The organism is Rahnella sp. EDr1-12 (assembly GCF_049206505.1).
Taxonomy (GTDB): domain Bacteria; phylum Pseudomonadota; class Gammaproteobacteria; order Enterobacterales; family Enterobacteriaceae; genus Rahnella; species Rahnella rivi.
This window is the reverse complement of sequence record NZ_JBLZNY010000006.1, coordinates 169883-183327: the sequence shown is the minus strand read 5'-3', so window position 1 is coordinate 183327 and position 13445 is coordinate 169883. Positions and strand designations below refer to the sequence as shown.

At 54.3% G+C, this 13445-nt stretch carries 9 protein-coding genes; 2 read left to right on the top strand and 7 right to left on the bottom strand.

The features are described from left to right. Positions 1 to 24: 24 nt before the first annotated feature. On the bottom strand, positions 25 to 1125 hold the full coding sequence (locus ACO0U8_RS20425) for an ABC transporter ATP-binding protein (protein WP_421671512.1): 1101 nt from the start codon (positions 1123 to 1125) through the stop codon (positions 25 to 27). Positions 1126 to 1362: 237 nt separating this feature from the next. On the opposite strand from ACO0U8_RS20425, the gene hslJ reads away from it, so the two are divergent. Next, on the top strand, positions 1363 to 1785 hold the full coding sequence (gene hslJ, locus ACO0U8_RS20420; protein WP_056770403.1) for a heat shock protein HslJ: 423 nt from the start codon (positions 1363 to 1365) through the stop codon (positions 1783 to 1785). Between the two features lie 95 nt (positions 1786 to 1880). On the opposite strand, the gene ACO0U8_RS20415 is transcribed toward hslJ, so the two are convergent. Beyond that, complete coding sequence (locus ACO0U8_RS20415; RefSeq protein ID WP_056770399.1) at positions 1881 to 2165, bottom strand: DUF333 domain-containing protein; 285 nt, start codon at positions 2163 to 2165, stop codon at positions 1881 to 1883. 304 nt (positions 2166 to 2469) lie between these two features. On the opposite strand from ACO0U8_RS20415, the gene nifJ reads away from it, so the two are divergent. Then, positions 2470 to 5994 (top strand): pyruvate:ferredoxin (flavodoxin) oxidoreductase, encoded by a 3525-nt coding sequence (gene nifJ / locus ACO0U8_RS20410; RefSeq protein WP_421671511.1) that lies wholly within the window; start codon positions 2470 to 2472, stop codon positions 5992 to 5994. Positions 5995 to 6061: 67 nt separating this feature from the next. Here the strand turns inward: nifJ and ACO0U8_RS20405 are convergent, their stop codons facing one another. From ACO0U8_RS20405 to ACO0U8_RS20385, 5 genes are all read right to left on the bottom strand, one after another. Then, on the bottom strand, positions 6062 to 8719 hold the full coding sequence (locus ACO0U8_RS20405) for a family 78 glycoside hydrolase catalytic domain (protein ID WP_421671510.1): 2658 nt from the start codon (positions 8717 to 8719) through the stop codon (positions 6062 to 6064). A gap of 42 nt (positions 8720 to 8761) precedes the next feature. Continuing rightward, on the bottom strand, positions 8762 to 10060 hold the full coding sequence (locus ACO0U8_RS20400) for an MFS transporter (protein WP_421671509.1): 1299 nt from the start codon (positions 10058 to 10060) through the stop codon (positions 8762 to 8764). 85 nt (positions 10061 to 10145) lie between these two features. After that, complete coding sequence (locus ACO0U8_RS20395; protein WP_421671508.1) at positions 10146 to 10925, bottom strand: helix-turn-helix domain-containing protein; 780 nt, start codon at positions 10923 to 10925, stop codon at positions 10146 to 10148. A 921-nt stretch (positions 10926 to 11846) separates the two neighbouring features. After that, positions 11847 to 12566 carry a FadR/GntR family transcriptional regulator gene (locus ACO0U8_RS20390; RefSeq protein ID WP_421671507.1) on the bottom strand — a complete coding sequence of 240 codons (720 nt, stop codon included), beginning with the start codon at positions 12564 to 12566 and terminating at the stop codon, positions 11847 to 11849. 93 nt (positions 12567 to 12659) lie between these two features. Next, positions 12660 to 13436 (bottom strand): SDR family NAD(P)-dependent oxidoreductase, encoded by a 777-nt coding sequence (locus tag ACO0U8_RS20385; RefSeq protein ID WP_421671506.1) that lies wholly within the window; start codon positions 13434 to 13436, stop codon positions 12660 to 12662. Between the last annotated feature and the right edge of the window lie 9 nt (positions 13437 to 13445).

Below are 13445 nucleotides of genomic sequence, written 5' to 3'. Positions count from 1 at the left end.
ATGAATAAAAACAAAAGGTACAAATTACACAGCGACTTTATTTTCTGAGGGTAAACAGGCACGTTCAGCGCGATAACAGCGCTTGCCGCCCGCCGTGAAGAAAAAATACTGTGCGCCGGTTGCCCATTGCAGCCCGACCGCCTGGCCTTCGGCAAAGCGGCGCATACCGGCGACTTTTACGGTCAGCGGCTCCGGGTATCCGGCCAGCGCGCACACCACCAGGGTGTCGGCACCCATGTATTCATGGCTGATGACCTGCGCGATAAGACCGGCGTGCGCTGCGTCGGTCAGCTGAATATCTTCAGCCCGCAGCCCGAGACTGAGCGCCTCGTCCGGATGTTCCACCACCGGTACCGGCATGCTGGCGAGATAATGATGCGCACCGCGATGCACCAGCGGCAGGATATTCATCGGCGGCGCACCAATGAACTGCGCAGCGAAAATGCTGGTCGGGTTGTTATAGAGGTTGTCCGGCGTGTCGTGCTGCTCGATGCAGCCGTCATTAAGCAGAATGATTTTATCGGCCATGCTCATGGCTTCTGTCTGGTCATGGGTGACATAAACCATCGTCAGACCGAGCTTTTTCTGAATCGCGCGGATTTCGCGGCGCATGCTCTGGCGCAGTTTGGCGTCAAGATTAGACAGCGGTTCATCCATCAGGCAGAGCTTATTATTGGCGATGACCGCCCGCCCGAGCGCCACGCGCTGCTGCTGTCCGCCGGAAAGCTGCGACGGCAACCGGTCAAGCAGTTGATCCAACTCCATCAGTTTACCGACCTCAGCCAGACGGGCGGCGAAATGGCGCTTGTCTTCCCCCCGTGCACGCAGGCCGAACAGCAGATTTTCGCGCACGCTCATGTGCGGGAAAAGCGCATAGGACTGAAAGACCATCGACAGTTTGCGCTGCGACGGCGAGAGCGCGGTGACATCCTCCTGACGGAAATTAATCGTCCCGCTGTCGGCAGACTCCAGCCCGGCGATAGTGCGCAGCATGGTGGATTTACCGCAGCCTGACGGCCCCAGTAACGCAATGAAATCGCCCTCTTCCACATCAAAACTGATGTCGTTAAGTGCGACCTTGTTTCCCCATGATTTCTGGATGTGATGGAGTGATAAATAGCTCATGCCCGTAATGCATCTCTGTGACCGAGGATGGGCATAACCTAGCGGGGTAAAATGACGGTTTTATGATGTGCAGATGACAGGAGGAAGACGGGCGGAACGGGCGCAGTGGCTCTCCCAGGCCAATCTGGCCTTTAACATCCTTATTTATTCACGCTACAATAGGATTGAAAATCACGCATTATTCAGATGAATCTATTGCATCGGAGAATGTGAATGGAATATTTCTCAGGAGAGAAGATGAAAAAGGCACTGTTTATTCTGGCGACAGCCATCACACTGAGCGCATGCAGCATGGGTCAGGACACCACCGTGAAACAACACGATTTACAGCATCACCGGTTTGAACTGCTGAGCGTTGACGGGCAGACCGTTCCGGCGGCGCAGGGGCGAATTCCGGAAATCGAGTTTGGGGAGAAAATGCACGTTTCCGGCAAAATGTGTAATAACTTCTTCGGCCAGGGCGAGTTGCAAAACAACGTGCTGACCGTGAAAGGGCTGGCCTCCACCCGGATGCTGTGCAGCGACGAGAATCTGAACAAATGGGATCAGGTGATAGGTGATGTGCTCAGTCATGGCGCAGCAGTGACCTTGCAGGATCACAAAATGATCCTGACACAGGGCAAACATACGCTGATTTATCGCCTCAAAGACCGGATGTAATCCCGTTTGGGATCAGGTCTGAGCAACAACTGACATCATGCCCCGGAAGCTCACCAAGGTCAGTGACTGGGGTAAAAAGCTTAGCCTGCGGTACATTAACCTGCAGTACAACGGCCCTGCATCAACGCGCTTTCAGAGCACTGACGGCCATTCGCCATTGAACACATCCCGACGCGGCTGCCGTCAAGCTGAGGAGCCAGTCGCAATTGTCCGCCTGCCATAGAACAGGCAGCAAACGCAGGGCTGTCCATATTCACGGTGCGCTGGCCAACATTCACGCTGTTGCCTTTTTGTGGAACATCAGCCGACTCTTCGTGGCTGCTGCATGCGGATAACACCAGCACGCCGGTGGCCAGTAACACGCGAAACGCAGTGATCATCTGTCCTGCTCCTGAATAGTGCGATATAGCGGGGAATTATAGAACGGTCATCATATCCGACGTTTTTCGTCTGCGTCGAGCCTTCCGGCGAAAGAACATCAACTTTTTCCTAAAAATCGGGGTTTTGTTCATAAACAGAAACACTTTCGCTTCCCGCACGGCCCATTCATTCACCTGACTAATAAAAAACCTTGCACACAATCAGGATAAATTGATTATTCCGCCCTCTGCTAAGCTTTTATCATTCTTGCCGGTAAAACCGCATGTTGACCGGCCTGTTTTGTGAGCAAGCAAAGGGTATTCCATGATCACCACTGACGGTAATAACGCAGTCGCTTCCGTGGCTTATCGCACTAACGAAGTCATTGCCATCTATCCGATCACGCCGAGTTCTACCATGGCCGAAATTGCCGGTGCCTGGTCAGGCGAAGGAAAGAAAAATTTGTGGGGCGATGTCCCGACGGTAATGGAAATGCAGTCTGAGGCTGGCGCGATTTCCACCGTCCACGGCGCGTTGCAGACCGGCGCAATATCGACCTCTTTCACCTCGTCGCAGGGTCTGTTGCTGATGATCCCGGTCCTGTACAAACTGGCCGGTCAGCTGACGCCGTTTGTATTGCACGTCGCCGCCCGTACCGTGGCGACGCACGCGCTGTCGATATTTGGCGATCACTCCGACGTTATGGCGGTACGCCAGACCGGCTGCGCCCTGCTCTCTGCCGCCAGTGTGCAGGAAGCCCAGGATTTCGCGCTGATTTCGCAGGTCGCCAGCCTCAACAGCCGCGTGCCGTTTATCCATTTCTTCGACGGTTTCCGCACCTCGCATGAAATCAATAAAATTGCCCCGCTGAGTGACGATACCCTCCAGCAGATGCTGCCGCAGGCGCAGATTGACGCCCACCGCGCCCGCGCACTTTCACCTGATCATCCGGTGATCCGTGGCACCTCCGCTAACCCGGACACGTATTTCCAGTCGCGCGAAGCCACCAATCCTTACTACAACGCCACCTGCCAGCATGTTATTGACGCAATGAATGCATTTGCCGCCCTCACCGGCCGCGAATATAAGCCGTTCGACTATGTCGGCGATCCGCAGGCCGAACGGGTGATCGTCCTGATGGGCTCCGGCATTGGCACCGCAGAAGAAGTGATCGAAACCCTGAATGCGCGTGGCGAGAAAGTCGGCGTGCTGAAAGTGCGTTTGTACCGCCCGTTCAGTGCCGGACATCTGTTGTCCGTGCTGCCGCAAACGGTGAAAAGCATTGCGGTGCTCGATCGCACCAAAGAGCCGGGCTCGCTGGCCGAGCCGTTGTACCTCGACGTGATGACCGCGCTGGCCGAAGCCTATTCGCGTGGCGAACGTGATTCGCTGCCGAAAGTGATCGGCGGCCGTTACGGATTATCCTCGAAAGAGTTCGGCCCGGACTGCGTGATGTCAGTATTTCGCGAACTGTCGCTGAGCCAGCCGCGCCCGCGCTTTACTGTCGGCATTTATGACGACGTCACCGGGTTGTCCCTGCCGGTAACAGAAGAAGAGTTGCCGGAGCGCGCCTCTCTGGAAGCGTTGTTCTACGGGCTGGGCAGCGACGGCTCGGTATCGGCGACCAAAAACAACATCAAAATCATCGGTAACAGTACGCCGATGTACGCGCAGGGTTATTTCGTTTACGACTCCAAAAAGGCCGGTGGCCTGACGGTGTCGCACTTGCGCGTCAGTAACACTCCGATCAAATCTGCCTATCTGGTGACGCAGGCGCATTTTGTGGCGTGTCATCAGTGGCAGTTTATCGATCTTTACCAGATGGCAGAGCGCCTGCGTCATGGCGGCATTTTCCTGTTGAATACGCCGTTCAGCGCCGATGAAGTCTGGGCGCGGCTGCCGCTGGAAGTGCAGGCGACCCTGCATCAGCGTGAAGCCCGTTTCTACGTGATCAACGCCGCCAAAATTGCCCGCGAATGTAAACTCGGCGCACGCATTAATACCGTCATGCAGATGGCGTTCTTCCACCTGACGCAGATCCTGCCGGGTGACGAAGCGCTGAAAGAATTGCAGGGTGCAATCGCCCGCAGCTACAGCAGCAAAGGCGAAGACGTGGTGACCCGCAACTGGATGGCGCTCGGGGCAACGCTGGAAGAACTGGTTGCCGTGCCGTTACAGCCCATTCCCGAAAACCCGCGCAAACGCCCACCGATCGTCTCCGATGCCGCACCGGACTTTGTGAAAACGGTGACCGCCGCGATGCTGGCAGGTCTTGGCGATGCGCTGCCGGTTTCGGCGTTCCCGCCGGACGGCACCTGGCCGACCGGCACCACGCAGTGGGAAAAACGCAACATTGCCGAAGAAGTGCCGATCTGGAAACCGGATTTGTGTACCCAGTGCAACCACTGCGTCGCCGCCTGCCCGCATTCGGCGATCCGCGCCAAAGTGGTTCAGCCTGAATATCTGGACGCTGCGCCGTCTGCCCTGCAATCGCTGGATGTAAAATCCCGCGATATGCGCGGCCAGAAATACGTGTTGCAGGTCGCACCGGAAGACTGCACCGGCTGTAATCTGTGCGTCGAAGTCTGCCCGGCAAAAGATCGTCAGGATCCGTCGATCAAAGCCATTAACATGGCGGATCGCATTGAGCACCTCGAGGAAGAGCGCGAAAACTACGACTTCTTCCTCAAACTGCCGGAGATTGATCAAAGCACGCTGGAACGCATCGACATCCGCACGTCGCAGCTGATCACGCCGCTGTTTGAGTATTCCGGTGCCTGCTCCGGCTGTGGCGAAACGCCGTACATCAAACTGATTACCCAGCTGTATGGCGACCGCTTGCTGATCGCCAACGCCACCGGTTGTTCCTCGATTTACGGCGGTAACCTGCCGTCCACGCCTTACACCACCAACGCCGAAGGCCGTGGTCCGGCCTGGGCGAACTCGCTGTTTGAAGATAACGCCGAGTTCGGTCTTGGCTTCCGGCTGACGGTTGATCAGCACCGCCGCCGCGTGCTGCGCTTAGTCGCCTCGCTGGAAGAACATATTCCGGCGGACGTCTTAGGCGGCCTGCGCGATGACACTTCCACGCCGGAAGTGAAACGCGAACATGTCACGGCGCTGCGTAAAATTCTGGCAGACATCGACACGCCGGACGCACGGCAGCTGGCAACGGACGCCGATTATCTGGTGGATAAATCCATCTGGCTGATTGGCGGCGACGGCTGGGCGTATGACATTGGTTTCGGCGGGCTGGATCACGTGTTAAGCCTGACGGAAAACGTCAACGTGCTGGTGCTCGATACCCAGTGTTATTCCAACACCGGCGGACAGCAGTCGAAAGCCACCCCGCTCGGCGCGGTGACGAAATTCGCCGAACAGGGCAAACGCAAATCGCGCAAAGATTTGGGTGTCAGCATGATGATGTACGGCCATGTTTACGTCGCGCAGATTTCCCTCGGTGCGCAGCTCAACCAGACCGTCAAAGCCATTCAGGAAGCCGAAGCCTATCCGGGGCCGTCGCTGATTATCGCGTACAGCCCGTGCGAGGAACACGGCTATGATCTGGCACTCAGCCACGATCAGATGAAACAGCTGACCACCACCGGTTTCTGGCCGCTGTACCGCTTCGACCCGCGTCGTGTGGAAGAAGGGAAACCGGCGCTGGCGCTCGACTCAAGGCCGCCATCCAGCGGGCTGACTGACACGCTCAATAACGAGCAGCGTTTCAGAAGGCTGAATGCGCAGCAGCCGGAAGTCGCGGAAATGTTGTATGCCGCAGCGGAGAAAGAGTTGCAGCAGAAATATGATTTTCTGGCGATGCTGGCAGGGAAGAAAACGGAGTCTTAAGGTTTGACGCAATAACCGGAGCCGCTGGTGGAATATAGCCCGCCAGCGGCAGCGCACGACCTGAAACTCAAACTAACGCATATTTCACCCGATATTCCCCCGACCCCACTTCCGCCGTATACCCTTGCACGCAGGGCACAAAATCAATGCCATCGGTTTCATGCAATGTTTTGCCGTCCGTCAGCAGGAGCGTCGCGCAGGTGTTCGCCGGAATGCTGACCCGAAGATCCACTGTCTGACCACTCACCTCCCAGCGCACGCCTATCGCGCCGTAAATCGACTGATAACGGGCATCAAGCCAGTCAAGGCCGCCGCCGGGCCGCGGCTGAATGACCGCATGTTTGAATCCGGGCTGATCTTCGTCAGCTTCAATGCCTGCCGCTACCCGGTATAACCATTCGCCCACCGCGCCATAGGCGTAATGATTGAATGAATTCATCTCCGCGCTCCACATTGAGCCGTCGGGTTTGATGCCATCCCAGTGCTCCCAGATCGTCGTCGCACCAGCTTTGACCTGATACAGCCATGAAGGGAAATCGTCTTTCAGCAATAACTGCCAGGCCTCCTTCAGCCGGCCATTCTGGCTGAGGGCATGACAGAAATAAGGTGTGCCGACGAAGCCGGTCACCAGATGGCCGTCGTGTTCGTTTAACAGTTCGACCAGCGTCTGGGTGGTTCTCTGGCGGAAGGCCTCCGGAACCAGATTAAAATAGAGCGCCAGAATATGTGCCGTCTGGGTCCTGGCCGCCAGCCTGCCGGCGGGAATGAAGAACTCCTGTTGGAAAAGGTGGACGATTTTGTCATGCAGATCGGCGTATTTGCGGTGATCCGCGGTGCGGTTTAATACGCTGGCGGCCTTAGAAAACAGCAGCGTGGAATAAGCAAAGTAGGCCGTGCAGGTCAGATCGTTGGGCGTTGCCCCGAAATAGCTGCCCTCTTTTGCGTCCAGCGCCACCCAGTCGCCAAACTGGAGTTTATAGCGCCAAAGGTGATGCTCTGAATGCGCCTCCATGAAATCAATCCAGCCTTTCATGCTGTCATACTGATCTTCAAGCACCCGCGTATCGCCGTACATCAGATACATCGTCCAGGGGTTGATCACCGCCGCATCGGCCCACGCAGAAGCCGAATGGGTGCCACCATCGGCCAGCAACCGATCTTTGCCGCAATGATTGGTCAGAATGTCCGGGACAACATGCGGCACGCCGCCTTCAGGCGTCTGGTCACAACGCAGGTCGGTCAGCCATTTGGCGAAGAAATTTCGCGTCTGCATCAGATAACTGGCGGTGCGGCAGAAAATCTGCGCATCCCCCGTCCAGCCGAGACGCTCATCGCGCTGCGGGCAGTCCGTTGGCACATCGATAAAGTTGCCTTTCAGTCCCCACAGAATATTGTGATGCAACTGATTGAGTTCCGCACTGGAGCAGGAGAATTCGCCGGTTTGTTCCATCGCAGAGTGCAGGACGATGGCGGTGAAATTATTCAGATCCACGTCACCCGGATACTCCTCGACTTTTACGTAGCGGAATCCCTGCCAGGTAAAGTGCGGATGCCAGCACTCTTCCCCCTCCCCCCTGAGCACATATTCGGTGCGCTGCTTCGCGGAGCGCAGATTATCGAGATAGACATTTCCCGCGGCGTCCAGCACTTCGAAATGGCGCAATATCACTTTCTGCCCCGCGCGGCCTTTAACGCAAAATTCCACCCAGCCGCTGAGGTTTTGACCGAAGTCGATCACGCGGTCGCCCTGCGGCGTAGTGATCATCGCGACCGGTTTCAGCCTTTCTGTCTGCTTAACCGTGCCGCTTGCCTGCGCTTTAAGCACCGTTTTATCGCCTGCCATCACCCTGACCGGCCGCCAGACACGCGGGGTGAATTTCTGCGAGCTCCAGCCGGTTTGTTCCTGCCGGGCGTCGTAAATTTCGCCGTCATAAATTTCCGCAAACAGAATGGGAGAATCGTCCCCTTCCCAGCTTTCGTCAGTGTTAATGATGTCTTGTGAGCCGTCGGTATAGGTAATGACTACCTGACAAATAAGCGCGGTATTTTCGCCATAATAATTACGGTCGCGGGTGAACCCCATATCGCCCTTATACCAGCCGGCACCTAACATCGCGCCGATAACATTTAGCCCGCCGCTGAGGATATCCGTGAGATCATACGTCTGATAAAGCAGATGATGAGCGTAACTGGTCCATCCCGGCGTCAGCTCATCCGTGCCGACTTTATTCCCATTCACATACAACTGATAAATACCCCACGCACTGACATGCGCAAACGCAGAGGAAATGGATTTATGACTGTCTGCTTCGAAGGTTTTTCTTACCAGCGTGGCTTTTGAATTATCTTTGTCTTCTGGTTTCTCCGCCGAAATAAACTCTGCGCGCCAACCGCTATCAAGCAGACCGGTAATAAACCCGGCGGGTTCGCTCCAGGCGCTGGTTTCAGCATAATTATCCTGTACACGTACGCGGACAAAATAGCGGGCAGAAGGTATTAATGCGACATTCGCTAAAACAATATTGTTCGACTGTTCACTGTGCTGGACGCCGCTGTCGAAAACGATCTGGTTAAAACATATATCCTGACTGATTTGCAGCTGATACGAGGTTTGTCTGACATTGCGATGACGGCTTTCGATTTTCCATCCCATCACGGGTAACCTTTCCACGCCCGATAAAGCCGGTTCGTGATCTAACGTCAGTTTGCTCACTGATAACATCATTTCGCATTCCTTATGTAAGGGGATCCTTTCACGGTGAAAGAATTAAATTTTTGCTGCGGGCGTATCAATATGAAATACCGGTGAATCGTCAAAGAAAGGTTCAGCCTCACTTTTAAATTCATTACGGGGTTTACCGTGGAAACACAGCCAGCCAATTAATAATCCGAGTGCCACGACCGTGGATAAAATCGAGTACAGCGCAATCGGCCCGGCATCGAGTAATAACGGGGTGACAAAGGCCAGCAAACCGCAGGATAAACGGGAGATGGCCACAATAATGCCCTGCGCCGTTGAGCGGAGCATGGTCGGGAATGATTCCTGCGACCAGACTTTCATAATGCCTTCAAACGCCAGCCCGCTGCCCAGCGCGGTAAAGAACAAACAGCTGAACCAGGAGATGGGAGAGAAATTAAATATCACCGGCAGGAAAAACCCCCCGGCAAAACAGAAGGCGCCGAGAATAAATGTCGGCATCCGTTTTTTCGTATCGACAAACCGCATAAACATAATTCCCGCCACCACGCCTACCGGCATGGTCATCAGGTTCCACAGTGAATTTTTCTCCACGCTGATGCCTACCACGTTCACCGCAATATAAGTCCCAAACTGCCCGCCTGTATTCGCAGCAAGATTGGTGAAGCTGTAAAAAATACACAGCGCGACGAAGGGCCAGAGATATTTTCCCCGGATCAGATCTTTAAATGCTGTTTTTTGGGCACGAACGCTGGATATGCCTTTTTCACGATCTTGTTTAGCACTCAGCCATAATCCCGATTCCGGTATTGTGCAGCGTAATAACAGTAATATTGCCGCGACCACGCAAACATGAAGGTACATGATTTGCGCCCCAGCCTGGCCCCAGCCGCCCACCATGGCGGAAATCGCCATCGTCATCACGATGCCCAGGAACCATAAAAGATTCGAAAGCCCGATAATTTTGCCCCGGTTTTTATCGGTAGCCGCTTCGGCAATGGTGGCTAATGAAACCGGCAGATCGGCCCCCGTTCCCAGCCCGACGAAAAGAGTGCCGATCAGCAGCATCTGGAAATTAATGCCAAACGCCAGTAACAGGGTGCCGGTAATAATCATCGCCATGGTGGTGATAAAGACTTTACGTCTGCCATAGCAATCTCCCAGCCTGCCGCCAAGAAGTGCGCCGAGCGCAATACATAACGTTAATACACCGGAAAGGATCCCGATTTCCACTGACGTTGTTCCAATGGCTTTCTGATAAATAACCAGCGCCGTTCCGTTTGATACAATTGCCGAAGAATCAATATAAGAGGCCATGCCAGAGACTCCCCCCACATACCAGGGATTTGTCCGTTTGATGATTGACATAATAATTACCTTTATGAGTTATCGTTAATTTTATCTCTCACTGTTTTTGTTTTGCAGAGGAATAACTTATTTTTACCCGTGACGTTCAAATAACACTATTACTCACCCGCGCACGTTCCTGAGAAGGTGTGCGTTGAAACTGTTTTTTATAGGCTTCGGTTAAGCGCGGGGCGTTATTAAATCCGCACAGCGTAGCAATTTTGCCAATCGGATAATCGGATGTGCGTAATAACTCCTGCGTTTTTAACAGGCGATACCGGCTCTGAAACTGTTCAGGCGTATAACCGGTTATTTCTTTAATAAAGCGGAACATGGTTCTTTTCGCGACGCCGCTTTCTTCGCATAAATAGTCCCAGTTAATGCTGCTGGCGTAATTCTCGCGTAAATAATTGAGCAGGTGTCGCTTGCCGCTATGAGTGTTGTGGATGCGGTCCCCTTTTCTGCTGGCGCACTGAAAGAGCGTCACGATGATCGACAGCAGGCCGGACTCCGCGCAGGCAAAGTAATGGCTGTCAAACTCTGCGTCGCACTGTGAATTAATCATGTCAGCCACGCTGCCTATTTTATTCAGTTCCTCATCGGTAAGACTTACGCGATGCTTTTTCATCGTACAGGGAGGCTCGGCGATCGGATGAATTAACGCGTCAATGTTTTGAATGAATTTAAATTCCCTTTCTTTATGCAGCAAGACATTTATCACGGACAATTTATTGGTTGACTGATAGCAGTGAATATCATTAGCCGCCACCAGAAAGAAGTCGCCTTTATAGATAAACTCCACCTGATCGTTAATAATATGAAACCCGCTGCCGTGACGAACAATAACCAACTCATCAAATTCATGCCGGTGGACATCTTCCATCATTTGGTGATTCATATCGAATAAACTGAAAGCGTGCTGTTCTGAAAGAAAGAAATCCCTGACCTGTAATGTCCTCATAAAATCACCGAGTTAATTCCTTATAAGGGATTTAATTATTCATCCTGGTCCCTGAATGATTATTCCGCTCCGATGGCATGATTAAAGCGTAATAGTGATGACAAGTCTATAAGGCGGGTTGGCACTGGGGCGTAAGTAATAGTGATATTTGTGTCATAAATGACAATAGAGGGGGAATGGGGATATTTCATATCTGGCTTCAGGTCAAGGGCAAGACCGTGGGTTGCCACCCACACTGGCCTTAGCGGCTGCGAATGCGTTTTAACGTCAAGACCTTGGGCTCGCCGCCCAAACGGGCCTTAAGGGGGGCTTATCGCCGCCCCCTTAAGAATCCCGGGCTCTTTCACTGCGCGCTGCCGCTGGCGGGCTATATTCCAGCGGCTCCGGCTATTGCCGCAAACGCCGCCGCTGCGCGGTCCTCTCATTTCAGGTTCGGACCCGCTCGGAAAAATACCCTCGCGGTTTCTCACCGTTCATTCGACGTCGTTTTGAGCGCGGCCAGAGGCTATGTAAAACGGAGGTTTTTCTCCTCCCCCTGCGATGTGAAAGGAGAAAAGCAAAACCAAACCCAAATACATTTTCTTTGATTTTGAAATGCCAGTGGCCGCACTCAAAAATCACGCCGGAGGGAGTGGTGGAAAACCGCGCGTCTGTTTGCGCGGGTTGTAACCCGACCGGAGGGCACCGCGCAGCGGCGGGATTTTGCGGCAATAGCAGGAGTACCTGGAACATAGCCTGCGAGCGGTAGCGCGCAGTTAAAAAAACGCAGGATTCCAAAGGGTTTCGTTTAAAACCCTTTGGGCCCGTTTGGGCGGCGAGCCCAAGGTTTTGAACTTGACCTTAGAGTTACACGCCCCCTCCCCGATTCAACCTATGTTTATGCCCTTTCATCAGCCCCAGCGATGCCGAATACGCCGCGCCTTCGTCTCCTGCCATGATCGCTTCATAAATTTTTTTATGCTCGTTGAGGCACATGCCGCCTTCTTTGGAGGAGTATTCAAAGAACCATTTGAAAATGGTGGTCAGCACATTGCCGAACGGGACATAAAAACAGTTGCCGGATGAGATGAAAATCATCCGGTGGAACTGGGTGTCGATCTCCACCCAGGCCTGCGCGTCGAAGTTCTCCGAGACGTGGCACATCTGGCGATAAATGCGCGACAGTTCAATGCGCTGCTCTTTGCTGGCATTCACGGCCGCCAGTGCGGTGGCGTGCGGTTCGATGGCTTTGCGAAACTCCAGAAACTGGTGATAAATCTCTTCCGTCGCTTCCATGCCCTGCATCCATTCCAGCAGTTGCGGGTCGAGCATGTTCCATTGCGGACGCTCTTTTACCCTGGTGCCGATTTTTGGACGTGATTCCAGCAGCCCTTTAGAGGTGAGCAATTTCAGCGCTTCACGCAGGGCCGTGCGGCTGACACCGAACTGTTCGCCGAGCTCGATTTCACTCGGCAAAATGGCACCCGAAGCCAGTTCGCCGGAGAGAATTTTACGGGCGATATCGCGGGCAATGTGGGTGTTCAGCCCACGCGTCATGCCTGCGGCGGTTTCAAACTGCATCGTCATACTCTTCCCTTTTTCAGTGCAGATTGCCGACAGCATAGTTCAGGCGGAGGCACGCTGCATGCGCCCTCCGCTTTGAAACTGAAGAACTGTGCGCTACGGCGCCATCTGCCCGCCGTTAATGTCTAAGATCTGGCCGGTGATGTAGCCGCTGCAGGCGTGAGATGCGAAAAACAGGAAGCTGGGTGCCAGCTCCTCGCTGGTGCCAAAGCGCCCCATGGCGATCGAACCGGCGATTTTCTCCCGCACTTCGACGCTTTTATCCGCGTGGAAAACGGTGTCGATGGTGCCCGGCGAAATCACGTTGAAACGGATGTTATCTTTGGTGAACTCTTTCACCCAGTTACGGTGAACGTTGTGCAGCCAGGCTTTGGACGCCGCGTACAAGCTGGCACCGGGGCCGCCGCCTTCGCGCCCGGCGATGGAACCGGTACTGATCACCGAGGTGGTTTTACCGCTTTCTTTCGCCGAACGACGCAGATGCGGAATGGCGTATTTCGTGACCATCAGCGCCGAGCGGGCATTAAGATCCATGACATGGTCGTAAAAATCGTCGTCAATGCTTTCCAGCCCCTGACGTCCGCCCAGACCGCCCGCGTTATTGATGAGCACGTCAAGGCCACCAAAATGTTCGACGAAGCGCGACACCAGCGCCTCGCACTCGGCGGAACGGGTGACGTCTGCGCCAAAATAGACCACTTCGCCACCGTGACTTTCAATTTCCGACGCCAGCTGGTTGAGGCTGGCATCGTGGCGATGGCCGTTAATACCGACCTTAGCCCCCGCCGCCGCAAAGGCTTTGGCCGCCGCCAGACCGATACCTTTGGTTGAACCGGTAATCAAAACTCGCTGACCTTTTAAATCGTTAAACATGATGACTCC